Genomic DNA, 26,395 nt, shown 5'->3' on the forward strand with positions numbered 1-26,395 from the left:
AGTCCATTTATCATTAGAAATATTCTTTTTTTGCCATATTCCACATACGGAAATAAAAGTTTTCCTGATCTTTATTTTCGCAGTTTAGAAGTTCACCCTCTTTTAACCAAAAATGTAGTTGAGCATAGTTTTTAATTTCACGATCATTAATACGTTGTGCTAAATGGTGGGCTTTAATATCAGAAGGGTGGCGTAGACCTGCCGCAGCAATCATTTCGGATAGGGCGTGTAGAGTATTTTTGTGGAAATGGAAAACACGTTCGGCTTTTGTAGGCACATGTATTGCCTTTTGGCGGTCTTGATCTTGGGTTGCAACACCGACGGGGCACTGGTTGGTATGACAGCTCTGTGCTTGAATACAGCCAATTGCGAACATAAAGCCACGTGCTGAATTAACCCAATCGGCACCAATTGCCATTGTACTTGCAATATCAAAAGCACTGATGATTTTCCCACTGGCGCCAATTTTGATCTGCTTTCTTAATCCAGCACCAACTAAGGTATTGTGTACAAATAGTACGCCTTCACGGAGCGGCGTTCCCATATGATTGATCAATTCAATCGGTGCAGCACCAGTACCACCTTCGGAACCATCGACTACTATAAAGTCAGGGAGTATTTGCGTATGCAGCATCGCTTTGACTATCCCCATAAACTGCCAAGGTTGACCGATACATAGTTTGAAACCGACAGGTTTGCCACCAGAGAGTTCGCGCAATTTTTGAATAAACTGTAGCATTTCAATAGGGGTATTGAAGGCCGAGTGTTTAGAAGGTGAAATACAATCACGATCACGTGGAATACCACGGATTTGCGCAATTTCCGCAGAGATTTTATCTTTAGGAAGAATACCACCGTGCCCTGGTTTAGCACCTTGTGACAGCTTAATCTCAATCATTTTAATTTGGGGAAGAATAGCCTGCTGTGCGAACTTTACTGGATCGAAAGTGCCATCTTCCGTACGACAACCAAAGTATCCACTACCAAGTTCCCAGACAATATCACCGCCATATTCTAAGTGATAAGGACTGAGACTACCTTCACCAGTATCGTGGTAAAAGTTGCCCAATTGTGCTCCTTTGTTTAATGCACGAATGGCATTAGCGCTTAAACTACCAAAGCTCATGGCAGAAATATTCATAATAGAAGCATTATAGGGTTGAGTACATTGTGAACTCCCGATTTGAATGCGGAATGTAGATGGGTCGGCAGGAGGGCAGGGTTGAATGGAGTGCGTCATAAAGCGATAGTCTTGTTGATACACGTCGATGATGGAACCAAAAGGTTTATCTGAGTTTTCATTCTTAGCGCGTTGATAGACTAAGCTGCGTTGCATTCTTGAAAAAGGTAAAGCATCTTCATCGGATTCAATGAAGTATTGTCGAATTTCTGGTCGGAACTCTTCAAATAAGAAGCGGAAATGTCCCATGATTGGGTAGTTTTTTAAAATTGAGTGTCGATTTTGTAATAAATCATATAACCCGACAATGCTTAGGACAGTACTCACCAACCACAATACGTTGAGGGTCGTATCGGAGAGAAAATAATAAATATAATGAGGAGCATAATTGAGTCTAAACCAAGTGATGCTAAGTGCGATAAAAATAAAAGTGAACCAAACAGAATGACGCGAGAAAAAAGTGTTCAGTAATTTATGGCGTACAATTTGTGCAGGATTCGGCATACTTATAATTCATCCTTGTGCCTGATGTTGATTTGATTTCACAATGCCAAGATTTGCAGATGAGTACAAGTAACGATTTGTGTTAGGGGGCCTTCAATAAATCATTTAAAAAGTCGAGTGGTTTACATAACAATCATGTTTATTTTCATTTAATTTATGCGACTGGGCAGTTTTTTTGTGTAAAAAGTAAACGATGAGTGTATCTTAGAAGAATAAGGATTAAATCTAAGGAGAAAACTTCAATTTACCCAAATTATAGGGATATGAGTCATCTTAAAAATCTGAGTATAGTGCATACCAAAAATGGGGTGTTACATGAGCAATGATGAAACAATATTGCCAGTGCCAGTCATTATTCTGGAAGATGAACCAATTATACAAAACCGTCTAAGAAGAATTCTAACTGAACTGGGATATGAAAATGAGACATTACACTTTGTCTTTAATCTTAAGGAAGCATTTGAAAAAATAGAGGAAATTCCAATTTCATTGGCGTTGGTCGACTTGGGTTTACCTGATGGGAATGGCGTGGAGTTTATTGAAAAATTACGTGAAAGAGATTCAAGTGCCTTAATTCTGGTGATTTCTGCTTGGAGTACACAGTCAAGTTTGTTTTCTGCAATTAAAGCTGGGGCGACAGGCTATGTTTTAAAAGAGCGTGATGATTCTGAAGTTTTGTTAGCAATCCGTAGTATTTTGCGTGGCGGTGCACCTATTGATCCTTTTATTGCACGTGAGATTTTAAGTCAAATTGCGGTACAAGAAAATTCACAAGATAAAAGTGAACATCGGGAAGCGTTACCATCCGATATGGAAGCATTGACCAATCGTGAAAAGGAAATTTTGGATTTGGTGGCACAAGGTTTAAGTAATCGGGAAATCTCTGAGCAATTATTTGTTTCGCGCTATACGGTAGAAAGTCATATTAAGCATATTTATCGGAAACTTTCCGTTTCAAAAAGGACAAAAGCTGTAAGTGCAGCAAGAACTTTAGGGATTATATGACCAGACTGATTCTGCGGATTTTTGGTATGTTTGCATTGGTTTGCATTCATATGCAGACTTACGCAGCATCAACTTATTATTCCATAGACCCATATTGTACGATTCAAGTACAACCTATTCAATTTGTAAAAACAAATTCGATTCATCATATTCCTACATCGGGTTGGAAAGAAGTAGAGTTGCCTGATAACTGGGCTATCCATGAACCAAATTATAATGGTGGTGCTTGGTATAAAATACTTTGGAAACCTGATTGTTCATCGGGAACAATTAGTGAATCTTTTGCATTTTCAATTGAATATATTAATTCTGCGGGTACGGTTTATTTTAATCGTAACGTACTTTGGCGTGATAAAAATTTAATTGAACCCTTATCAAAAAGCTGGAATATGCCAAGGTATTGGGTATTAACACCATCCAGTATTAAAGCAGGAGAGAATGAGTTTTTAATTTATGCAAATGGTTATGCTTTTCAAAAAGCAGGATTAGGAGCGATTTCTTTCCATAATGTACAAGCTGCTGATGCTCAATATCAGCAACAGATTTGGAATAGACGAACATTATTTGAAATCAATATCATCATTTCATTGGTATTAGGTCTTTTATGCTTTTCGATATGGATTTTTAGGCGTTCAGAAACAACCTTTGCATGGTTTGCACTAAGTTGCATACTTTGGGTTTTATTTATTTCAAATATTTTAATGACAGAAACAAAACCATTTCCGAATAACGTGATTTCTGCACAAGCCAATCTCAGTTTTTTTATTCTTTATATGGTGTGTTTTTGTACGTATCTGCTTCGATTTATTCGTATTGAGTTTCCACGCGTAGAGCGCTGTATTTGGGGTCTCACGTTTATTGTATTAATTATTATTTTCTTTACACCACTACAATGGATCACACCAGTTTTTATTAAGATTTTTATCCTTTATATTTTATTATTTTTATCGACTTATTTTTATTTGGCTTATATTACAATTAAAGCTAAGAAAAGAGAGTATATATTTTTATTGCTATGTCTTACTGGTATTTTAATTTGTGCCTTATTTGATAGCTTACTTTTAGGTTCAAATTTGCATAAAAATATCAAACCACTTTCTCCTTATACCTCACCAATTATTACGGTCTTTGTCGTGCTTATTTTAGGGGTGAAATTGGCCAGAAATACACGCCGTGTAGAAAAATTTAATCAAAGACTAGAAGAAAAAGTACATCAGGTCAGTCAAGATTTATATGCCAGTGTGAATGAAAAACATAAGTTGGAATTGGAAAATGTTCGTTTACAAGAACGAATTCAGCTTTCGCATGATTTACATGATGGGTTAGGTTCATCTTTGGTACGTTCCATGATTATTGTCGATCAGGCGGAACACAATATGACGAATCAACAATTTTTATCTATTTTAAAGTTGTTGCGGGATGATTTAAGGCAAATCATTGATAGTGGGTCAAGTCTTGAATCACGCGTGCCTGGGAATCCAGTATTGTGGGTGGCACCAGTTCGTCATCGTTTTAGTCAGCTCATGGATGAATTGGACATCGAGTCTAAATGGTCTTTTCCACAAAATTGGGGCTATGTGCCGAATGCTTTACAGTGTTTAACCCTTATTCGGGTTTTGGAAGAAAGTCTAACCAATATTGTGAAACATAGTCAGGCGAAACATGTCTTTGTTTCTATGGTATTTCCGTATGAACGCCAACTGATTTTAACCATTGAGGATGATGGCGTTGGTTTTGATGTGAAAAGTAATTTTCAAAATGGGATGAGCATTGGAATTCGAAGTATGAAAATGCGTTTGGAACGTGTCGGGGCAGAGTTACAGGTCAGCTCTGAAAAAGGTAGAACTGTGGTTCAAGCACTATTAGAAATTAGAGAAGAGAAATAATTAGAAAAGGCATTCAAAACGAAATTGAATGCCTTTGTAACTTTAACTTATTCTTCAGCTGGTGGAAGTAACATTAGAATTGAATCATTCATCAGTTGAGCAAAGTCAGCCAAAACTTCGTCATGATTAAAGCGTTGATCAAATGCCAATACTTGCCCATCTGCAATTTGTTTTAACAGATTGCTAGAATCTTCAGAAATACAAATTTGCTCGCCATTTGCCCAGAATAATAATTCTTGGTCTTGTTCGGCGTACAATAAACGTGACGCAGGTTCAAGCAAAATCTCATAACCAGTATCTAAAATTTCACGCAAGTCATCTGCTTCGATTTCATCAGGTTCAGGAATATTGTCAGGATATTTTGGCTCTGACATTAAACTGATAATGGCATTATCCAGTTCAGATGAATTCTGTAATCGTTCGAGTAACAAGGTTTTTAAATAATCTAATTCTGATTTGGTGATTTGCCCAATAGGATTGGCTTGTTGTCTTTGAATATCAAGCAATGGATTTTTTAAAAAAGTGTTATCAGCAAACTTGTCACTAACACGATCCATCAAATCTGTCATATTTGGCATGCGGAAACCAAATGAGAAGGTGAGGCAGTCATCTTCTGCAACACCATAATGTGATAGTCCCGGTGGGACATAGAGTAAATCTCCAGGTGCGAGTACGTCATCAAAATCAACCTGCATTTCAGGCAATAATTTTAATGGTTGACCTGCAACAAATTCGGTATTGGCATCACATATTTGTCCAAGCTGCCAACGACGATGCCCATAGCCTTGCACAAGGAACACATCATAAAAGTCAAAGTGCTTTCCAACTGAACCGCCTTTAGGCGCATAGGACACCATGATGTCATCGCGGCGCCATTGTGGAATAAATGGAAACTTTTTCCATAATTCAGCCAAATCAAAAGAGTAATGATCGACGGCTTGAACCAGTAAGGTCCAAAGTTTTGGCATCTTTTGGAAATCACCCTTGATTAAAGGTGAAGATTTTACTGTCCACTGATTCGGGTCTTTATCTTTTTGCTTAATTAAACGCGCTGTCACATGCTCTTCTAAAGCCAGTTCCATCACATCATTGGGTTCTAAGATGTTGATGATTTCAGGTAAAGCATTACGTACAAGTAAAGGTTTCTTTTGCCAGTATTCGCGAAGAAACTGTTCAGCGGTGATGCCGCCTAAAATGTCTAAAGGTTGGGACATAAATTACAGCCTAAATTAAGGAACTAAAATATTTAATTGACGAAGAATTTGGCACAGTTGGATCATTGGCAGACCCATGAGAGTTGTTTGATCGTGTCCAATCATTTGTTCGAATAAACTAATGCCCAAACTCTCACATTTAAAGCTACCCGCACAATGTAGCGGTTGGTCTATAGCGACATAACGTTCAATCTCTGCCAAACTTAGTTTTCTAAATTTTACTTTGTAGTGTTCTACAAGAGTTTGCTCAAAGCCAGTTGACTGCTGTTGCACACTAAGCGCGGTACTAAAATAGACAATTTTGTCAGAGTTAGCCTGTAACTGACGAATGGCTTTATCTTCCGAGAGTGGTTTACCAATAAAAATATCAGGGGCACCTTCACGCCAAGCCACTTGGTCTGAACCAATCACAATGGCGTCTGGAAATTTTTGTGCAATGGTGTTGGCTTTTTCAAAGGCTAAACGATGAGCCAAATCATCTGCATGTAATTCACCACGTGGTGATTCATCAATCTCTGGTACAACACAATCATATTGAATCTTTAAGCGATCCATTAAATCTTTGCGCGTCTGACTGCTTGAAGCCAGAATGATTTGGGTATTCATCAGATGGCATAATCCATTAATACATTCAGTGGAACATAAGAAAGAACGGCTTGATGGCAGGCATGGATTTTAACAGGAGGAGCTTGACCTGCCTGATAAGCTTCCACCCAACGTGTCACACAAATACACCAAAAATCGCCTGGTTGTAAACCAGGAAAACCAACTTCAGGTAAAGGGGTGATTAAGTCATTGCCAACTTTCTGTGAAAAATTTAGAAACTCAGAAGTCATTTGCGCACACAGGGTGTGCTGCCCTAAATCGGTCGTTGCAGTATGGCAAAATCCATTGCGAAAATAACCCGTAATCGGGTCAAAACAACAACTGGCTAAGGGTTCGCCAAATACATTTAAGCGGTTAATTTTAGGATCTGGATGAAATGACATAACAGTGAATCAATTTGTGGCTTTTCAATATCATAATCAAAACTAACGCTTTCGGCAGCTTTTATACAAAAGAAGCTAACCTTTTTCTGTATAATCATTTAAAATCGTGCCGATTTTATATATTCAGAGAGCTATACATGAATTTTCAGCGTATGACTGACCTTGATTTAGCAGGTAAACGAGTTCTTATTCGTGAAGACTTAAACGTTCCTGTTAAAAATGGTGTGATTACCAGTGATGCACGTTTACGTGCTGCATTACCGACAATCAGAGCTGCATTAGATAAAGGCGCAGCAGTCATGGTGTATTCACATCTTGGTCGTCCTGTAGAAGGGGAGCCAAAAGCTGAACAATCATTAGCTCCAGTTGCAGCATACTTAACCGAAGCTCTAGGCCAAGACGTTCAGTTAGTGACGGACTACCTTGATGGTGTTGACGTTCAAGCGGGTCAAGTGGTGCTTTTAGAAAACTGCCGTTTTAATCACGGTGAAAAGAAAAACAACCCAGAACTAGCACAAAAATATGCTGCACTTTGTGATGTATTCGTGATGGATGCATTTGGTACTGCGCACCGTGCAGAAGCATCAACAGAAGGTGTTGCCCGTTTAGCACCTGTTGCAGCTGCGGGCCCACTTCTTGCAGCTGAACTTGATGCATTGGGTCGTGCACTACAAACCCCTGAAAAACCAATGGTTGCTATTGTTGCAGGTTCTAAGGTATCGACTAAACTTGATGTTTTAACTTCATTGTCAGATATCTGTGATCAATTGATCGTGGGTGGTGGTATTGCCAATACATTCCTGGCGGCGGCAGGTTATAACGTAGGTAAATCATTGTGTGAAAATGATTTAATCGACACTGCTAAAGCAATTGCTGCAAAAGTATCTGTACCACTTCCAACAGATGTTGTGGTTGCTGATGCTAGCGAAATCAATTTTGATGATTTCTTGGGTTCATTGGCTGCTGCAAAAGCTGTTGTGAAAAAAGTTGAAGATGTGGCTGATAACGACATGATTTTGGATGTTGGTCCAGAAACAGCACAAGCGTTTGCAGAAATTTTAAAAACTTCAAAAACTATTCTTTGGAATGGTCCAGTAGGCGTATTTGAAGTTGATCAATTCGGTGAAGGCACTAAAACGCTTTCTTTAGCGATTGCAGAATCTGAAGGTTTCTCTATTGCAGGTGGTGGTGACACTTTAGCTGCAATTGATAAATACGAAGTTGCTGATAAAATTGGTTATATCTCAACGGGTGGTGGAGCTTTCCTTGAATTTGTTGAAGGTAAAACACTTCCAGCAGTTGCTGTTCTTCTAGAGCGTGCTTGAAAAAAATAATTCATCGAATCAGATGAAATGAAAGAAAAGGTTGACTGAGGTCAGCCTTTTTTATTGCATTCATCTTTAGGTCATCAAACTGTCATATCTCTGAAATAAAATCACGCCTATTAAATCACCTGTTGTAGGAATAATGTGATGAACCTAAAATTAACACTTGCTGCTTTATTAATCGCACCATTGGCTCTAACGGCTTGTGCCAAAAAAGATGAAGCACCGAAAACAGATGCAGCAGTAGAAGAAAAAGTTACTCCAGAGCAACAAGCTGCAATCGATTCATTAGATAAGCCAGTTATGGACGAAAAAAATACAGATGTTCCTGCTGAAGTAGCCAATGCAGATGCCGATGCGGCGACTCCTGCTACAGAAGCAGATGCTTCACAGGCGACTGCTCAATAAATTATCGTATTTTCTTAGAAGGTCCCTGCAATTGCAGGGATTTTTTTTAAATAGTGTTATTTATTGCTGAATTGAAACCTTTCAGCATGTAGAATATGTCGCATTACCTGGGAGGACATTATGGCTCTTATTTCATTGCGCCAGCTCTTGGATCACGCCGGCGAACATGCTTACGGCGTACCAGCATTCAACGTAAACAACTTAGAACAAATGCGTGCAATCATGCTTGCAGCAGATGCGACAAATTCACCTGTTATCGTACAAGCATCAGCGGGTGCGCGTAAATATGCAGGTGCTCCATTCTTACGTCACCTTATTTTGGCTGCAATTGAAGAATGGCCACATATTCCAGTGGTGATGCATCAAGATCACGGTACAGATCCAGATGTATGCCAACGTTCAATTCAATTGGGCTTCTCATCAGTAATGATGGATGGTTCATTGGGCGCAGACGGTAAAACACCAACCACGTATGAATATAACGTTGATGTAACACGTCGTACAGTACAAATGGCGCATGCGTGCGGTGTTTCTGTTGAAGGTGAAATCGGTTGTTTAGGTAGCCTTGAAACAGGTATGGCGGGTGAAGAAGATGGTGTGGGAGCAGAAGGTGTTCTTGATCATTCTCAGCTGTTAACTTCAGTTGAAGAAGCACGTCAGTTTGTTGCAGATACCAATGTCGATGCACTTGCTATTGCGGTTGGTACTTCACATGGTGCGTACAAATTTACGCGTCCACCTACAGGCGATATTTTGGCAATTGACCGTATTAAAGAAATTCATGCGGCACTTCCAAATACGCATCTTGTAATGCACGGTTCAAGCTCTGTGCCACAAGAATGGTTGGCTGTAATTAACCAGTATGGTGGAGACATCAAAGAAACTTACGGTGTTCCTGTTGAGCAATTGGTTGAAGCAATCAAACATGGTGTACGTAAAATCAACATTGATACAGATTTGCGTTTAGCATCTACGGGTGCAATGCGCCGTATGATGGCAGAACAACCAAGTGAATTCGATCCTCGTAAATTCTTCGCAAAAACTGTTGATGCAATGAAACAAATTTGTATCGACCGTTATGAAGCATTTGGTACTGCGGGCAACGCTGACAAGATTCGTCCAATTTCTTTAGAGAAAATGGTTGAACGTTATAAATAATCGCTCCACAAATTATTTATAAATAGAAGCCCACATAATTTATGTGGGCTTTTTATATGACTGACGAACAGATGGGGTAAATGTCTAATGGAACTGATCCTTGCAGCAGCACTTTGCAGCGTTTTAGTCTCAATACTGCTTAAAGTTTCTAAGGCTAAAGGCTTAAATCCTATGCAGATGATTTGCTGGAATTATGCGATTGCAAGTCTTTTATGTTTCTATTGGTTTAAGCCTGATTTGAGCCATGTTTCTCCAAGCAATACACCATGGTGGCTTATTCTCAGCCTAGGCTTGTTATTACCGAGTGTGTTTTTATCTTTATCTAAATCATTACAAACTGTGGGCATTGTCAAAACTGAAGTCGCACAGCGTTTATCAGTGGTTTTGTCGTTGGGTGCTGCTTATTTTATTTTTAATGAGCAGTTTGGCGTACTCAAACTTATTGGGATTGGTTTAGGTATTACAGCAGTGTTATGTATTATTTATTCACATCGCAGCAGTCATACTCAAGCGAGTGCTGGTTCCTCAGGTATGTTTTATTTAGTAAGTGTTTGGGTGGGGTATGCCTTGGTGGATATCTTGCTGAAATACACGACAGGTTTGGGTGTGCAGTTCTCTGTGGCTTTAAACTTAATGTTTATATGTGCCTTTATCTTTTCACTTTTATATGTCGTATTAACTACAAAGCAGATTGGTTCATCTACAAACATTTTTTTGGGATTATGTTTGGGTGTAGTTAATTTTGCCAATATCGCACTATACGTTAAAGCACACATATTACTTAAAGATAGTCCTGCAATTGTATTTGCAGGGATGAATATTTTGGTGGTGTTATTGGGTGTTTTGAGTGGGCTTATTTTCTTTAAGGAAAAACTTAAAACCAGCACCAGTCTAGGGTTGGGCTTAGGAATTATGAGTGTACTTTTTTTAGCCTATGCCATGATTGTTTGATAAATTTAACAGCCGACGTTATTGAGTAGAGAAGTAAGTCTTTTTTCTCCGCAGCACCCATAAGGAAGCCAGTATGATGACACTGAGGGCAGTGTGGTTCATGTAGCATAGACTGTGTACAGAGATGAAAATAGGTAACTTGACAATGTTTACATTCAAATTTAATTGGAAGTTGAATAAATAAAGACATCACGAACCTCTGCTTAGGTAAAACTCATATCTTAATTAAGCAAGATTTGTTCCTTTCCTTTAGAGAAAAAGGGACAAATGAATTGTCCCTGATTATTACAAGTAAATTTTACAGCTTAGTGAATACTTCTTCCTTCTTTAGACGAGACTTTGGTAGCTTGGCGTTAAAATCTGTCTCACTGCGATAGCCCAGTGTTAGTAGCACAGAGGGAATTAAGCCTTTTTCTGTAAGTTGCAACTCTTCAGTTAATAAATCCTCATCAAAACCACCAATAGGGGTGGCATCAATATGCTCAATCCCTGCTGCAAGCAGGATTTGTCCCAACGCGATAAAGGTTTGATTCTCTGCCCAACGTTGAATATCACCTTTTTCATTACGGTAATAATCGACATAACCTGTACGACTGTCCTTTTGACCTTGTTTTGCAGTAGCGTCTTTGAAGCGACCACTGACATCATCTTGCGCCAATAAATTTTCTAAATGTTCTTCAGTAATATCTGCTTTGGTGCAAAATAAAATGGTATGTGATGAATCTAATACTTTTGGTGCATTGTAGGCATATTTACCCACCAAAGCCTTGGCAATGCGTTCTTTGGCTGCATGGTTATCTGCAATAAAGAAATGCCAAGGCTGAATATTAATTGAAGAAGGTGTTAGGCGTAAAATTTCCAGTAGGCGTTCAAATTGCTCTTGTGGAATTTTCTTGGAAGGGTCGTAAGCCTTAGTGGTATAACGAGTTTTTGAAATGTTCAAAAGATCCATGAAAATTTCTCCGAGGTCAAATGGATGCTGTCATTAGCTGAAAATTCACATTAATCGTTTAGAGTTATACATTCAAGCAGCGTATACGAATGATCTATCAAAGATTGTTCAATTATGAGATTGGAGGGGATTCTGCAAGATTAAGTGGTGAATGCAATGATCAAATAGAAAATCAATATTGGTATTTAGGTGTGAAGAAGGCTTTACTGTTTTTAGTAAGTGCGTTTATGACCGTTGAACATGATGACTGACACGATTAATTACTTTAAGCAAAATTTAAAAAAGCTACAACAAATAGGGCTTTGGGTTGGTTTGGCAGATGCGTATGCAACTGAACTGATTGCAAATGCGGGCTATGACTGGTTACTGATTGATGGTGAACATGCCCCGAGTGATTTAAGAACGACATTATCACAACTGCAAAGCATGGCAGCATATCCTTCACAAGCGGTGGTACGTCCACCCATTGGTAGTGTTCAATTAATTAAACAGTTATTGGATATTGGGGTACAAACCTTATTGATTCCAATGGTAGAAACGGTTGAGCAGGCAGAGCTTATGGTAAAAGCGGTACGTTATCCACCAGAAGGGATTCGTGGTGTCGGTGCAGCATTGGCGCGTGCAACGCGTTGGAACAGTATTCCTGATTATTATGCACACGCGCATGAACAAATTTGTTTATTGATTCAAATTGAGTCAGTGCAAGGCTTAAATCATTTAGATGAAATTCTTAAAATTGAAGGGATTGATGGAGTATTCATTGGAGCAGTCGATTTATCTGCGACGATGGGTTATCAAGGTGATCCGAACCATCCTGACGTACAGAAAGCTGTCATAGCAGCCATCCAAAAGATTCGTGCCGCAGGAAAAGCCGCAGGCATCTTATCCACTACAGATGAAGTCACGCAGAAATACATAGAATTAGGAACAGAGTTTGTCGCTGTAGGCGTAGATACCAGTGTCTTGATGAATGGATTAAGAACATTGTTGGCGAAGTATAAAAAGGGCAGTGAGGAAAAGCGAGTAGAAGGTGGTTATTAACCCTGAACAGGTAAGCCAGCGAAAAACAAGAGTTTTAAATACTTAGTAGTTAAACGTACTTAATTTTAATATTAAGTCCTGTTGTTTTGGATCAACAAACAAAATTTGCGCTGAATCTTCTTTCCAATCACCGAGCACAATGCGCTTTTTACCGTTTTGTTCATGAATGGCTGCACGATGGGTGTGTCCATGAATGAGAATATCTACATCCGCTAAAGCTTGGGTAACGGCTTGTTGATTGACATCCATCACTTCATAACTTTTAAACTGCTGCGCAGCGTAACTTTTTTTACGGAAACCGTTGGCGAGCTTGGTGCGGAAACTTAAAGGGGTTTTCCGTAAGAACCCAAGGATGATAGGATTGCGAATCACTTTTTTAAAACGTTGATAACCGACATCATCGGTACAAAGTGCATCACCATGTTCTAGGCGGAGCTTGTGTTGATTGATGTTTAGGACATAGTCGTCAGGCAATAAAATGCCATTAAACTGATCCAGAAATTTTTGACCTAAGGCGAAATCACGATTACCCACTTGGAAATAAATCTGATTACCTGCGGCATTAAACTGTTGTAATGCAGCAACGAGTTCATCTAACCATGGTGCAGTATAGTCATCACCAATCCAAGCATTGAACCAATCACCTAAAATATAGAGCTGAGTTTGCTTAAATTGATATTCTTTAAGCAAAGCGAAAAACCCTCGAACAAGTCGAGGGTGATCGGGTGACAAATGTAAATCTGATATAAACAGATAGGTCACGCTTTTATCCTTTAAATAATCCCTCCTAACCTCCCTTTACTCAGGGAGGAAGTCCCTCTTTTTAAAGAGGGATTTAGGGAGATTAATTACTCAGAAATGATTTTTGCAGATTCAATTACAACGTTTTCTAAAGGAACGTCTGCGTGGTAACCACGGTTGCCAGTACGAACGCCTTTAATTGCTTCTACTACATCCATACCATCAGTAACTTTACCAAATACTGCATAGCCCCAACCTTGCGCTGTTTTACCAGTGTGGTTAAGGAAAGAGTTGTTTTTCACGTTAATAAAGAACTGTGCAGATGCAGAGTGAGGAGCTTGGGTACGCGCCATTGCGATAGTACCTACGTCATTGCTCAAACCGTTGTCTGCTTCGTTCTCAATTGAATCACGAGTTGCTTTTTCTTTGAAGTTTTCATCCATGCCGCCACCTTGGATCATGAAACCATCAATCACACGGTGGAAAATTACGCCGTCATAGAAACCGTCACGAACATATTCTAAAAAGTTAGCAACTGTTTTAGGTGCTTTTTCAGCGTTAAGCTCAAGAACAATACGACCTTTATTGGTGTTTAATTCGACTTGAGGAAAACTCATTGTGTAATCTCCTTAACATGGACATAAAAGCCATGGGTTTTTGGTTGAGAGAAGCATAAGCAAACTGTAAACTACAAGGCAAGTAAAAACGTACATTTCTTTGTTAAAAATACTGAAATTGCGTTTAAAATATCCTGTTTTTTATTTTTAGAAGTGATCTATCTACTATGAAGCCAAATGATGTTGTTGCATCTCTGCCAAATAACCCGACACCAAGTAATCATGCCTCTGTCGATGCTGCGCAGCAAGAACAACAGCCTGGCTTGGATTTTGTACGTCAGGTCATTACTGACGATTTATCTTCTGGGCGTACACAAACCGTTGTAACGCGTTTCCCACCAGAGCCAAATGGCTATTTGCATATTGGTCATGTAAAAGCAATTTGCCTAAATTTTGGTATTGCACAGGAATTTAATGGTTATTGTAATCTTCGTTTTGACGATACAAACCCCGATGCTGAAGAACAAGAATATGTTGATGGTATTGCCAACGATGTAAAATGGTTAGGTTTCGAATGGAAAGATGAACCACGTTATGCGTCGGGTTATTTTGATCAATTATATGCATGGGCAGTGCAATTGATTGAACAAGGTGATGCTTATGTGGATTTGCAATCACCTGAAGAAATTAAATTAAACCGTGGTAACTTTGTTGAGCCTGGGAAGAATTCACCTTACCGTGATGCAACAGTTGCAGAGAACCTAGAAAGCTTTGAAAAAATGCGTAATGGTGAAATGAAAGAAGGCGAAGCGGTATTACGTGCCAAAATTGACATGGCATCTCCAAATGTACACATGCGTGATCCAATTCTTTACCGCGTATTGCATTCCGAGCACCATCAAACGGGCGACAAATGGAAAATGTATCCAATGTATGACTATGCTCATCCATTGTCTGATGCAATTGAAGGCATTACGCACTCTTTATGTACTTTGGAATTCCAAGACCACCGTCCATTCTATGACTGGGTGATTGATAAAGTTCATTCAGCAACAGTACCACGTCAGTACGAATCTAGCCGTTTAAACATTGATTACACCATCACTTCAAAGCGTAAATTGCGTAAATTGGTTGAAGGTGGTTATGTAAATGGATGGGATGATCCACGTATGCCAACGGTTGTCGGTATGCGCCGTCGTGGTTTTACACCTGAAGGTTTACGTGATTTCTGCAAGCGTGTGGGCGTGTCTAAGACTGATGGTATTGTTGATGTGGCAATGCTTGAATTCTGTATCCGTCAATCGCTAGAAAATGCTGCTGGTCGTGGTATGGCCGTCTTAAATCCATTGAAAGTCACTTTAACGAATTTACCTGAAGCTTTGGACTTGGTTCATGCACGTCATCCAAATGTAGATATGGGCGAGCGTGTTATTCCTTTGACTTCTGAAATCTATATTGATCGTAAAGATTTTGAAGAAATTCCACCAAAAGGCTTCAAGCGTTTAGTCCCTGAAGGTGAAGTGCGTTTACGTCATGCTTATGTCATTAAATGTGATGAAATCATTAAGGATGAAAACGGTGAAGTGGTTGAACTAAAATGTTCAATTGATCCTGAAACTTTAGGGAAAAATCCTGAAGGTCGTAAAGTGAAAGGTGTAATTCACTGGGTATCTGCAAGCAAAGGTGTTCCTGCTGAAGTACGTATTTATGACCGTTTATTCACCGAATCTGCACCAGATGCAACCGATGATTTCTTGGCGAATCTAAACCCAGAATCATTGCAAGTGGTACAAGCTGTGATTGAACCCGCTTTGGCACAAGCAGAGCCTGAACAACGTTTCCAATTTGAACGTGAAGGTTATTTTGTAGCAGATCGTTATGACCATTCAGCTGAAAAGCCAGTGTTTAACCGTATTTTAGATTTAAAAGACAGTTTTAAACCAGGTAAATAAAACCTGATTTGAAATGTGAAAGCCCCTGAACCGTGAGTTGAGGGGCTTTTTTAATGTCTAATGTTTTTTGAAATAGAGATTGCAAAGTGAGTTAAATATGATGGATCGCTTAAAAGGAGAAAATGGTACTTTTAAACATCAACTTAACGATTTTTATGTTCTTGATCTTTGAAGAATAAATAAGTCTGTCTTTGCATTTTTGCTTTATCACGCAGTTTCTTTTTAATATATAGCGCAAGTGCAAAGCAAGTGGTGGTAATAGTGAGCAACATCCCATTCATATAGCTCATAATTGAGCTTACATAACCGATAGTCGTTAAACGATTCATCATACGAACCACTTGTGGACTGCTTTCCACACCTGTAATTGCCCAAGTGCAAAGATGTTCACAATTGTTCATAATCAGGTGATAGTGGTTTTCTTTCATACGTGAGCGCATACGGCGTACGACTTTGCGACCCGAATATTTAGAATGTTGGTAATGCACAACATCAATTTTTTTACCATGACAGAATTCTGCCAGAGTGGTGGTTTCAATCGGTCTTTTTTTGAAGAAATGGGCAAAACCTGAATAATGGATAACACGTCCACGCCCAATATAAATCCCATGATGAGAGTAGGCGAAGTGTTTTACCACCAAATGTGCCCCAATATGAAACGGTTTTTTCTGTTGATGCATCGCTACACTAAACGAATAAACTTAAGCATTATATTAGCATGTAGTTTACTTGGAATAATGAAGATAAGTGAATAGTTGCATATGAATGCTACAAAAAGCAATAAAATAGAAGAGAAGTGATGAAAGTGTAATAGTTCACATGACAATAACATTGAGACAGGTTCTGCAATTGATCACTATGCTGATCAGTAGCCTAATGTCTATGTCTCAATTTGCTCAAGTGACTAGCTATACGAGGCAATATAATGATCTTAACTATACCGTAGTTGAAGTCCATGATTTATCCAAGCTTCGTTTATTGTTAAATAAACAGAACGATCAAACACCAGTAAATTACTTTAGCCAAATCCCGACACAATTAAACACATGTGAGAAAATGCTATTTGCAATGAATGCGGGCATGTTTCATTACACGTTCCATCCTGTAGGTTTATATATTGAAAATAAGAAAAAGCTCTTTCCACTGAACCAGCACCTTGGATGGGGAAATTTCTATTTACAGCCGAATGGTATTTTGGCTTGGAACAGTAAACAGGCTGTTATTTTAAGCACTTCTCAATATGTGAAAGGTAAATTTAAAGCGGATTATGCAACGCAGTCAGGGCCGATGCTGGTGTCTAATCAACTAATCAATCCAATTTTCATAGCAGAAAGTTCATCTCTGAAAATACGTAACGCCGTGGGGATAAAAGATCAAGTGCTATATTTTGTGCTGACTGAGCAAGCTGTAAATTTTTATGCTCTAGCGAGCTTTATGCAAAATGAGCTCAAGTTAGAGCAAGCTTTATATCTAGATGGCTCCATTTCAGCGATGTATCTGGCTGAGAAGGATATCAATATTCAGAGTAGTCCGTTTGGACCGATGTTGGCGTATATTGAAGATCAGGAGTGTGAGTAGAGAAAAGGCAATAAAAAAGCATTGGTTGTTCCAATGCTTCTTAATGACGAAATTGGCATCACTGTAATGGTGAATGGGTGATTTCGTTTAGCTCTTTGCGGCTGTAACCTCGAGAGGCTAGAACACGTTTGATGCCAATGATGACATCGTCATCTGTGGCTTGAGCAAGAGCCTTTAACAGTTGTTCATCTGTTTTGCATGAGCAATCGTTCTCGACACACGCGATTTGATTTTTATGCTCATTCAACTGCTGCGGTGCAGCAAACAATTTTTGCCAAAAACTCATAGAGCCTTCATTCATGAATAACATAGAACGAAATATAGCCAATTCTATAAATAATGCAAGATGATCTAAGTGATAAAAGCAGCAGTTGAACACGCAAAATTTCAATCATAATGGCAAGATTTAACGGTTTTATGACAGGTCAAAATGTACGGTGAAATTAACTACTTTATTTCAAATAAAAATCCTCAAGTTATTGTTTTAAATAACTTGAGGACGTAAAGGAGATGATTAAATAATTCTTACAATTTTTCCAGTAACACACCAGATTCAACATGGTGGGTATACGGGAACTGATCGAATAAAGCAAAACGTGTAACTTTGTGCGTTTGCGTAAGTAGTTTTAAATTGTCATGTAAGGTATCTGGATTACAAGAAATATAAATGATACGTTCAAAGCGCTGTAACAGTTTCAGCGTTTCATCATCAATACCCGCACGTGGTGGATCCACAAACACCGTGTCAAAATCATAACTGCTGATCTCAATTTGTGCTTCTTGTAAGCGTCTAAATTCACGTTCACCATTGTAGGCTTGGGTAAACTCTTCAGCAGAAAGTCGCGCTACTTGAATGTTATCAATATTATTTTGTTCAATATTCCATTGAGCTGCGTAGACAGATGATTTTGCTAACTCTGTCGCCAATACACGATTAAAGCGAGTAGACAGTGGCAAGGTAAAGTTACCATTACCACAGTAAAGTTCTAATAAGTCTTTTGAAGATTGCTCTGCTGCATCGCAAGCCCATTCCAACATCTTTTGGCAGACTTGAGCATTCGGCTGGGTAAAACTACTTTCGATTTGTTTGTACTGATATTTGCGCCCAAAAACTTGTAGTTCTTCCACCACAAACTCATCAGACAGCACAATCTTTTGACCACGGCTACGACCAATAATTTTAACATTTAGTTTTTCAGCAAGCTGTTTGGCTAATGCTTGCCACTGTTCGTCAAGTGGGCAGCGATAAATCAGTGAAACAAGCATTTCACCTTTTAGAGTCGCTAAAAAATGAACTTCAAATAGTCGTTTTGATAGTGCATCGTGACTTTTCAGTTCTGCCAAAAGCACAGGCATCAGTTGATTAATACTGGTATCAGCAATCGGAAACTCATCGATACGAATCACTTGTTTTTGTTGTTGTTCATCGCGTTCAAACATGGCATAGAACATGTCGTCATCAGTATGCCAAATACGAAATTCTGCACGCATACGAAAATGTTGTTCTGGAGATGCAAATACAGAAAGTGAAGGGGGATTGAATTCGGCAAATTGCGCAGAAATACGTTCAACTTTGGCATCAAGTTGTTGCTGATAAGATGAAGTCATATGCAGTCAAAAATTATAAAACGTAGAAAATAGGGATGGTAACAAAGTTTACTGAAGAAGACTAAGCGAATTCAGCAACTTCGAATGAAAATCTAAAGAACTAGAGAATAGTTGGATGAATACCGAGAAAATATGCTTTTCTCAAATAAAAAGAAACCAAGCCATTAAACCAGTAATGGCTTGGTAAGGGAAAGATAACCCTTGAACAGGATGCTTTTAAACCTTAGTTCAAGGTCATTAAGCTGGCATTACCACCCGCAGCAGCAGTGTTAATACTGATTGCACGTTCAATCACAAGACGCTCAACTGGAATGTCTTGTTCGGCAGGTTGTAAATGGGTAATACCCACAATAGCACCTGAACGCTGTGCGATTGCAGTTTGCAATTCAAGCACTTGAGTCGTTGTACCATGGTGTAGAACTGCATCAAAATCACCTGTTGCAATGCTTTGGATCACTTTGAATTGTTCAGCCACCATTTTAGGCATCGTTGACATGTGCTTCAATGCGAATACATTGTCAGCAAGTACAGCCGCTTTGCTGCCTACAGCAAAAATTGCGTTCAATTGAACCAATTGGTCTTGTTCTTGCTCTGCAAGAGACAATACGCAGTGACGAGCAACAATTGTATATTGGTTGCTTTCACCTGTAGGACCATTTAATTCATACACTTGACCAGAAGCAAGCGCAGGAACTTGAGGCAATTTCACTTGTGGGAACTGCTTTTTCACCCAAGCGCTGAATTGTTCGTACACTTCATTCTTTGGTGCAGCTTGTAATACTTTACCTACTGCAAATGGGGTACTTAACTGTTTCGCGCTGCATTCTTGCATTAAACGGTACAAGTAAAGTGGACCACCTGCTTTAGGGCCGGTACCAGACAAGCCTTCACCACCGAAAGGTTGTACGCCAACAACAGCACCAACGATGTTGCGGTTAATATACAAGTTACCCACTTCAGAAGTGCTAATCACAGTGTTGATGGTTTCATCAATACGTGTATGTAGACCCATAGTTAAGCCGTAGCCTTTCGCATTGATCTGATCCACTACAGATTTCACATTACCTTGTTGGTAACGGATGATGTGTAATACTGGACCAAACACTTCGCGCTCAAGGTCGTTTAAGTTTGGTAATTCAATTAACGTTGGTGGGATGAATGTACCTTGATTCAAGCTTGTTTCAGCAGCCTCGTTACGCATGAACTGGTGCACCGCATAGCCTTTACCACGCATTTTTTGGATGTGGTTTTGGATATTGGTTTGTGCTTCAGCATCAATAACTGGACCGATGTCAGTTTTTAATAATGCAGGGTTACCTACATTGAGCTGTTGCATTGCACCTTTCAACATGCGAATCACGCTTTCAGAATTGTCTTCTTGTACGCAAAGGATACGAAGTGCAGAACAACGTTGGCCAGCACTGTCATAAGCCGAGTTCACAACATCGAGAATCACTTGTTCAGTTAATGCTGATGAATCCACGATCATGGCATTTTGACCACCTGTTTCCGCAATTAACGGAATAGGTTGACCATTTGTACCTAAGCGTTTCGCAACAGTTTTCTGAAGAATTTTCGCAACTTCAGTCGAACCTGTGAACATAATGCCTTGAATACGTGGGTCAGCACTTAATTGTGCACCAACAGTTTCACCACGACCAGGGATTAACTGTACAACAGCTTGAGGTACGCCAGCTTCCCAAAGCATTTGGATAGCTAAAGATGCAATGAGTGGTGTCTGTTCAGCTGGTTTTGCAATAACAGTGTTACCCGCAACAAGTGCAGCAGAAATCTGACCACTGAAGATTGCTAATGGGAAGTTCCATGGGCTAATACACAATACTGTGCCTAATGACTCAATTTGAGCATTTGTAGCCAAGTTTGTGCATTGTGCAGCGTAGTAACGTAAGAAATCGACCGCTTCACGAACTTCAGCAATCGCATTGGCATAAGTTTTACCACTTTCACGGCATAACAACACCATCAATTCTTGGATACGGCTTTCCATAATGTCGGCAGCACGGTTTAAACATGCAGCACGCTCATTTTTCGGTGTATTTACCCAAGCTGCTTGTGCATTTGCAGCATTCGTTAATGCTAGGTTTACGTGTTCAGCAGATGCTTCTTTTACGCTACCGACTTTGTCAGAGTGTACAGCAGGATTGATTACATCAACTTCTGCAGCCGCAGCAATTTCAGCTAAACCAGGACCCATTGATTCAGCAGACCATTGCTGTGACATCAGGCTTTGAACTGTTTTGTCCAAGTTTAACAATTCGCTGTCATTGGCTAAGTCTACGCCTGAAGAGTTTTGACGTAATGCACCATATAAATTCTGTGGTAGCGGAATAGCAGGGTGTTTTAAGCCAACGCCTTTTTCTTGTTTGGCAGAAGTTAAGATCGCTTCACGAGGGTTTTCGATCAGGTCTTGAATCTCCAAGCTCTTATCAGCAATACGGTTTACAAATGAGGTGTTTGCACCATTTTCGAGTAAACGACGAACTAAGTAAGCCAATAATGTTTCATGCGTACCTACTGGTGCATAAATACGGCAAGGAATATCCAATTTGTTTTCAGATTTTGGACCAACTACTTGTTCGTATAAAGGTTCACCCATGCCGTGTAAGCATTGGAATTCGTATTGACCAACGTAATATTTCGCAGGATCTGCCAATTGGTAAATTGTCGCTACAGTTTGAGCATTATGCGTCGCAAACTGAGGGTAAATTTGCTCTGGTGCAGCCAATAATTTTCTTGCACATGCGATATAAGACAAGTCTGTATGTACTTTACGGGTAAATACAGGGTAGTCCGTCATACCTTCAATTTGTGCTTTCTTGATTTCGCTATCCCAGTATGCACCTTTCACCAAACGGATCATCAGACGCTTGTTGCTGCGTTTAGCAAGGTCAACAATATAATCTACAACGTAGAAGCAACGTTTTTGGTACGCTTGAATAACAAAGCCGATACCTTTCCAATCTGCCAATTCAGGCTCAAAGCAAAGACGCTCTAAAAGCTCTAGAGAAAGTTCTAAACGCTCAGATTCTTCAGCATCGATGTTTAAGCCAATGTTATAGCCTTTTGCCAAACGCGCGAGTTCAAGAACTTTGCTATAAAGTTCTTTGTGTACACGTTCAGTTTGAGAACGTTGGTAACGCGGATGTAATGCAGAAAGCTTGATAGAGATACCAGGGCCGCTATAAACATCTTTGTCTTTAGATGCTTGACCAATCGCATGAATCGCATTGGTGTAGTCATCATAATAACGCTCAGCATCGTGATCAGTTAACGCTGCTTCACCCAACATATCGTATGAATAACGGAAACCTTTATCTTCAAGACGTTCAGCATTACTTAACGCTTCTTTGATGGTTTCGCCAGTAACAAACTGTTCGCCCATCATACGCATAGCAACGTCAACGGCCTTGCGAATGATGCCACGACCACTACGTGCAATTAAGCCTGTAAGCATACTAGAAAGGCTAGCTTGCTTAGGTGTTTCCATGAGCATACCTGTTAACATTAAGCCCCATGCAGCGGCGTTAACGAACATCAGGTTGCTTTGACCAACGTGGTCTTTCCAATTACCTTGATTAATTTTGTCACGGATTAATAAATCACGTGTGGCAGTATCAGGAATACGTAATAACGCTTCAGCAAGACACATGAGTGCAATACCTTCTTGCGAAGATAAAGAGAACTCTTGTAATAAACCTTGTACGATACCAGCTTTACCTGCAGAACTTTTACGCTCACGTAAAGTATGTGCAAGGTTAAAAGCTAAGTCCTGAATACGTGTATTCAATTCATCTGAAATTTTGCTATGCTCAAGTAGATTCTCAACACATTCAGATTCGGCACGGCGCCAAGCAGTGTTAATTTCTGTTTCGTAAGCGGTCTTTTCTTTGAAAAGCGTAATATAGTCTTGATGAGGCTTTGTTCCATCAATTGGGGAGGTGATCGTATTCATGCCAACTTCCTGTGACTGAAAAGATTGAGTTAAGCAAATTGCCGTATATAATTAATGATCACAGAAATAAACCCGAATAACTCACTATTGTTTCCCTTATTTTTAGAGATTAATTCAGATGTCTAGCCAAATTTTATCGCTTGATCGAACGGATATTAAAATTTTAGATATTCTGCAAAACGATGGACGAATATCGAATATTAAATTGGCTGAAGAGGTGAATCTATCTCCTACGGCTGTGCTTGCAAGGGTACAGAAGCTCAGTAAAGATGGATTTATTCTTGGCTATGAAGCCAAGTTAAATGCTGCGATGTTGAATTCAAATTTTGTGGTCTTTGTAGAGATTTTACTCGATAAAACTACACCGAATGTATTAGATGAGTTCTGTGAGGCAGTCATGCAGTATCCAGAAATTGTTGAATGTCATATGACTAGTGGTGGATTTGATTTTGTTGTGAAGATTCGCTGCGCCAGTATGGAAGAGTTTCGTAAAATTTCAGGTCAGGTGCTGTGGCAACTGCCAGGAATTAAAGAAACTCGAAGTTATCCTGTTATGGAAGTTATTAAAGAAAGTGCGAAGTTGAACCTGAAAGTTAAAAAGAGTAGATAAAAATAAAGGGGCGTTTAGCCCCTTTATTTTTTAACTGTACGAAGAATTATTTATTCTTCAATTCAGCCATTTCGCGTTTATAGAATGCATCCGCTTGTTCAAAACGTTCTACAACATCTTTCTCAGGTTCTTTACCAAGTAAGCTCACCACGACAATACTGACGAATGACAAGATGAAGCCAGGGATGATTTCATAAATACCAGTGTCGCCCATCGTATTTTTCCATACGATTACGGTTACTGCACCTACAAGAATACCTACGATTGCACCGTTGAGTGTCATGCGTTTCCAGAACAATGACAAGATGATTAATGGACCAAACGCAGCACCAAAACCAGCCCAAGCATAAGCTACTAAGCCTAAAACTTTACTATCAGGATTTTGAGCAAGCACAATCGCAAGGATTGAAATGCTGATTACCATTAAACGACCAATCCAAACCAACTCGTTTTGAGAAGCATTTTTACGGATGAACGCTTTGTATAAATCTTCTGTTAAAGTACTAGAACATACCAAAAGCTGACAGCTTAAAGTACTCATCACTGCTGAAAGAATTGCAGCAAGAATGATCCCTGCTACCCATGGGTTAAATAAGATTTTATTTAATTCCATGAAAACAGTTTCAGGGTTTTGTGTTACTGCTGCTGCAAATTCAGGGTGTTGCTGGAAGTAAGCAATACCAACAAAACCAGCACCAACTGCGCCACCTAAGCATAAAATCATCCATGCCATACCAATGCGACGAGCAGCAGGGATAGTTTTTGCAGAATCAGCCGCCATAAAGCGGACTAAAATGTGGGGTTGACCGAAATAGCCTAAGCCCCATGCCATTGAAGATAAAATAGCAACAGTACTTAAACCTTCAAGCATATTCATTGCTTGTGGACGAGCAGTTTCGAGCAGTACACCGAATTGTTGACTATGATCATCAATTGCAAGGTAAGTAATCACTGGCATTAACAGTAAGGCAAAAATCATTAAGCCTGCTTGGAATGTGTCAGTCCAACTTACAGCAAGGAACCCACCAATACATACATATGAAATTGTTGCGAGTGCACCAATCCAAAGGGCAGTAGAGTAGTCCCATCCAAATAAACTTTCGAATAAGCGTGCGCCAGCAACCATACCTGAGGCACAGTAAATAGCAAAGAAGATTAAAATTACGAAAGCGGAAATAATACGTAACACACGTTTTTTGTCGCCAAAACGACCAGTGAAATAATCTGGTAATGTAAGCGCATTATTTTGAAATTCAGTGTGAACACGTAAACGTCCAGCGACTAAAAGCCAGTTTAGCCATGCACCGATAATTAAACCAATAGCAATCCACGCTTCAGAGAGACCAGAAAGATAAATTGCTCCTGGTAAACCCATGAGTAACCAGCCACTCATGTCCGATGCACCTGCTGAAAGTGCAGTTACAACGCTTCCAAGACTACGTCCACCCAAAATGTAGTCAGAGAAATCTGAAGTTGCCTTATAGGCATATAGGCCAATACCGACCATTGCGATAATGTAAAAAATAAAGGTGATTAATGTAGGGTTCACTTGACTCATATGCCCATCCTTTGTCCTAAAACCATCAATCCAAGATGATTTTTTGAGCTGCAATAGCGAGGAGGTGATTCAATCATAAAAGCAAAATTACTTACTGTTACATTTCTAGGGTGTTTATAGTCATTTTGTGTAGCGAAATGTAATTTTGGTTACAAAACTAAAAATGACAAAAAATTGTACTAAGCATATGTAAAATGGTCTTTTTAAAAGAATGGATGCGTTAAAAAGATGATTATTCACTATATTTGATGATAATTTAACCTATAAAGATGGAATTTCATCAAAATAATGATTTTGTTACATAAAATAACAATCAGATTATGCTTTATTTGTGAGAAATATTAGTTGGATAGCTTTAATTGACTCTTGCTTTTAGCGCAATGAAGTCATGAAATTTGAAAATTAGAATTTTTAGAGCATTTTAGATATTGCTATATTTTTCAATTAAATTCTGCAAGGTTGGATTCTAATCTTCTATATTCTACATTTGTATAATTATTTTATTAAATTTTTGTGATCACTTGGCTTTAATGTCACAAAGAAAACGATGAAGAAAATTATCTATCTAGTTTTCATTTATAAAAATAAAAACCTAGTTTGAACGCAATATTTGTATGGCACTTTTTTAGAGTTGCTGGTGTCAATTTATAAAAGTGAATATCAAATGTCCTGTTGGGCAAGAGATAAGAGGTATTTGCACTATATAATAGTCATTCAAAATGTTGGAGAGATGTGCTGAGATGCTAAATAAGCTGAAAGATGTATTTAAAAGTTCTAGAGTAAAAGAGGAAGAGGCTTATCTGCATGAACATGCGATTCAGTTCAATCCACAACAGGGGTATATTGTAGATGGTATTGTTCTAAATCAAGCTCTATCAGAGCGCTTAGAGTATTTTTCCAATCGTCGCTTAAATAAGTTTGATGATTTGAAAGCACTTTACTATGCGGCTATGTTAATTAATGAAAAAATTGATTTGGAAATTACACAACAGAAATTTGTCGTACGTTTAGGCAATACGGAAGAAAACTTACTCCAATTTAAAAGCATTGTAAAAAAACTGAACGATTACTATCGCAATTTTATTCGAGAGAAATAAAATTAGAATCTAGAAAGTAAAACCTATACATCCAAGCATGCCATTTATCCATCTAGTCGTATAAGGGGCGTACTCGGTGAGTTAGATTTAGTCACTATATAGCTGCAT

23 protein-coding genes are annotated in these 26,395 nt (G+C 39.1%); 11 read left to right on the forward strand and 12 right to left on the reverse strand.

Going from position 1 to position 26,395, the window contains the following annotated elements:
* Nucleotides 1-13 precede the first annotated feature (13 nt).
* Entirely contained in the window at nt 14-1,684 is a 1,671-nt protein-coding gene (locus MP622_RS05190) for an FMN-binding glutamate synthase family protein (RefSeq protein ID WP_243792857.1), read from the reverse strand.
* Between the two features lie 315 nt (nt 1,685-1,999).
* On the opposite strand from MP622_RS05190, the gene MP622_RS05195 reads away from it, so the two are divergent.
* Together MP622_RS05195 and MP622_RS05200 are read left to right on the forward strand one after the other, a co-directional pair.
* Entirely contained in the window at nt 2,000-2,689 is a 690-nt protein-coding gene (locus tag MP622_RS05195) for a response regulator transcription factor (RefSeq protein ID WP_243792858.1), read from the forward strand.
* The gene (locus tag MP622_RS05200; protein WP_243792859.1) at nt 2,686-4,575 is read left to right on the forward strand and encodes a 7TM diverse intracellular signaling domain-containing protein; all 1,890 of its coding nucleotides are present in this window, start codon (nt 2,686-2,688) and stop codon (nt 4,573-4,575) included. Before MP622_RS05195 ends, MP622_RS05200 begins: the two co-directional genes overlap by 4 nt.
* A gap of 47 nt (nt 4,576-4,622) precedes the next feature.
* On the opposite strand, the gene MP622_RS05205 is transcribed toward MP622_RS05200, so the two are convergent.
* From MP622_RS05205 to MP622_RS05215, 3 genes are read right to left on the reverse strand one after another with little or no spacing between them, the layout of a single operon-like run.
* Complete coding sequence (locus MP622_RS05205; RefSeq protein WP_243792860.1) at nt 4,623-5,789, reverse strand: cupin domain-containing protein; 1,167 nt, start codon at nt 5,787-5,789, stop codon at nt 4,623-4,625.
* 15 nt (nt 5,790-5,804) lie between these two features.
* A complete protein-coding gene (locus MP622_RS05210; RefSeq protein ID WP_044740431.1) occupies nt 5,805-6,395 on the reverse strand; it encodes a Maf family protein in 591 nt (196 codons plus the stop codon).
* Nucleotides 6,395-6,778: a DUF2237 domain-containing protein gene (locus MP622_RS05215; protein ID WP_016166326.1), complete on the reverse strand. Its 384-nt coding sequence runs from the start codon at nt 6,776-6,778 to the stop codon at nt 6,395-6,397. The genes MP622_RS05210 and MP622_RS05215 overlap by 1 nt, the downstream gene beginning before the upstream one ends.
* Nucleotides 6,779-6,915: 137 nt before the next feature.
* Here MP622_RS05215 and MP622_RS05220 point away from each other — a divergent pair, with 137 nt between their 5' ends.
* The 4 genes from MP622_RS05220 (at nt 6,916) to MP622_RS05235 (ending at nt 10,620) form a co-directional block, all read left to right on the forward strand.
* A complete protein-coding gene (locus MP622_RS05220; RefSeq protein ID WP_243792862.1) occupies nt 6,916-8,103 on the forward strand; it encodes a phosphoglycerate kinase in 1,188 nt (395 codons plus the stop codon).
* Between the two features lie 147 nt (nt 8,104-8,250).
* Entirely contained in the window at nt 8,251-8,511 is a 261-nt protein-coding gene (locus MP622_RS05225) for a hypothetical protein (protein ID WP_151505185.1), read from the forward strand.
* Between the two features lie 120 nt (nt 8,512-8,631).
* The gene (fba, locus tag MP622_RS05230; RefSeq protein ID WP_016166323.1) at nt 8,632-9,669 is read left to right on the forward strand and encodes a class II fructose-bisphosphate aldolase; all 1,038 of its coding nucleotides are present in this window, start codon (nt 8,632-8,634) and stop codon (nt 9,667-9,669) included.
* A gap of 87 nt (nt 9,670-9,756) precedes the next feature.
* Entirely contained in the window at nt 9,757-10,620 is an 864-nt protein-coding gene (locus MP622_RS05235) for a DMT family transporter (RefSeq protein ID WP_243792865.1), read from the forward strand.
* A 298-nt stretch (nt 10,621-10,918) separates the two neighbouring features.
* Here the strand turns inward: MP622_RS05235 and nfsB are convergent, their stop codons facing one another.
* Complete coding sequence (gene nfsB, locus MP622_RS05240) at nt 10,919-11,572, reverse strand: oxygen-insensitive NAD(P)H nitroreductase (RefSeq protein ID WP_243792867.1); 654 nt, start codon at nt 11,570-11,572, stop codon at nt 10,919-10,921.
* 243 nt (nt 11,573-11,815) lie between these two features.
* On the opposite strand from nfsB, the gene hpaI reads away from it, so the two are divergent.
* Entirely contained in the window at nt 11,816-12,613 is a 798-nt protein-coding gene (gene hpaI, locus MP622_RS05245) for a 4-hydroxy-2-oxoheptanedioate aldolase (protein ID WP_243793464.1), read from the forward strand.
* Between the two features lie 42 nt (nt 12,614-12,655).
* Here hpaI and MP622_RS05250 read toward each other — a convergent pair whose 3' ends face one another.
* Both MP622_RS05250 and MP622_RS05255 read right to left on the reverse strand, forming a co-directional pair.
* A complete protein-coding gene (locus MP622_RS05250) occupies nt 12,656-13,375 on the reverse strand; it encodes a UDP-2,3-diacylglucosamine diphosphatase (protein WP_243792868.1) in 720 nt (239 codons plus the stop codon).
* Nucleotides 13,376-13,461: 86 nt separating this feature from the next.
* Nucleotides 13,462-13,971, reverse strand: a complete 510-nt coding sequence (locus MP622_RS05255; protein WP_016166314.1) for a peptidylprolyl isomerase — start codon at nt 13,969-13,971, stop codon at nt 13,462-13,464.
* A gap of 167 nt (nt 13,972-14,138) precedes the next feature.
* Here MP622_RS05255 and MP622_RS05260 point away from each other — a divergent pair, with 167 nt between their 5' ends.
* Nucleotides 14,139-15,863 carry a glutamine--tRNA ligase/YqeY domain fusion protein gene (locus MP622_RS05260; protein WP_243792869.1) on the forward strand — a complete coding sequence of 575 codons (1,725 nt, stop codon included), beginning with the start codon at nt 14,139-14,141 and terminating at the stop codon, nt 15,861-15,863.
* Nucleotides 15,864-16,006: 143 nt separating this feature from the next.
* Here MP622_RS05260 and MP622_RS05265 read toward each other — a convergent pair whose 3' ends face one another.
* Nucleotides 16,007-16,543 (reverse strand): lecithin retinol acyltransferase family protein, encoded by a 537-nt coding sequence (locus MP622_RS05265; protein WP_016166312.1) that lies wholly within the window; start codon nt 16,541-16,543, stop codon nt 16,007-16,009.
* A gap of 196 nt (nt 16,544-16,739) precedes the next feature.
* Here MP622_RS05265 and MP622_RS05270 point away from each other — a divergent pair, with 196 nt between their 5' ends.
* Entirely contained in the window at nt 16,740-17,441 is a 702-nt protein-coding gene (locus tag MP622_RS05270; protein ID WP_171492442.1) for a phosphodiester glycosidase family protein, read from the forward strand.
* 58 nt (nt 17,442-17,499) lie between these two features.
* On the opposite strand, the gene MP622_RS05275 is transcribed toward MP622_RS05270, so the two are convergent.
* From MP622_RS05275 to putA, 3 genes are all read right to left on the reverse strand, one after another.
* On the reverse strand, nt 17,500-17,727 hold the full coding sequence (locus MP622_RS05275; RefSeq protein WP_044740439.1) for a hypothetical protein: 228 nt from the start codon (nt 17,725-17,727) through the stop codon (nt 17,500-17,502).
* A gap of 239 nt (nt 17,728-17,966) precedes the next feature.
* A complete protein-coding gene (trmA, locus tag MP622_RS05280) occupies nt 17,967-19,049 on the reverse strand; it encodes a tRNA (uridine(54)-C5)-methyltransferase TrmA (protein ID WP_151505181.1) in 1,083 nt (360 codons plus the stop codon).
* Between the two features lie 223 nt (nt 19,050-19,272).
* On the reverse strand, nt 19,273-23,022 hold the full coding sequence (gene putA / locus MP622_RS05285) for a trifunctional transcriptional regulator/proline dehydrogenase/L-glutamate gamma-semialdehyde dehydrogenase (protein ID WP_243792871.1): 3,750 nt from the start codon (nt 23,020-23,022) through the stop codon (nt 19,273-19,275).
* 118 nt (nt 23,023-23,140) lie between these two features.
* Between putA and MP622_RS05290 the strand changes: the two genes are divergently transcribed.
* Entirely contained in the window at nt 23,141-23,632 is a 492-nt protein-coding gene (locus MP622_RS05290; RefSeq protein WP_016166307.1) for an Lrp/AsnC ligand binding domain-containing protein, read from the forward strand.
* A 46-nt stretch (nt 23,633-23,678) separates the two neighbouring features.
* On the opposite strand, the gene putP is transcribed toward MP622_RS05290, so the two are convergent.
* A complete protein-coding gene (gene putP, locus MP622_RS05295) occupies nt 23,679-25,190 on the reverse strand; it encodes a sodium/proline symporter PutP (protein ID WP_243792873.1) in 1,512 nt (503 codons plus the stop codon).
* A gap of 740 nt (nt 25,191-25,930) precedes the next feature.
* On the opposite strand from putP, the gene MP622_RS05300 reads away from it, so the two are divergent.
* The gene (locus MP622_RS05300) at nt 25,931-26,287 is read left to right on the forward strand and encodes a hypothetical protein (RefSeq protein WP_243792875.1); all 357 of its coding nucleotides are present in this window, start codon (nt 25,931-25,933) and stop codon (nt 26,285-26,287) included.
* The last annotated feature ends 108 nt before the right edge of the window (nt 26,288-26,395 follow it).

Source organism: Acinetobacter sp. PK01 (assembly GCF_022819285.1).
Taxonomy (GTDB): Bacteria; Pseudomonadota; Gammaproteobacteria; order Pseudomonadales; family Moraxellaceae; genus Acinetobacter; species Acinetobacter tandoii.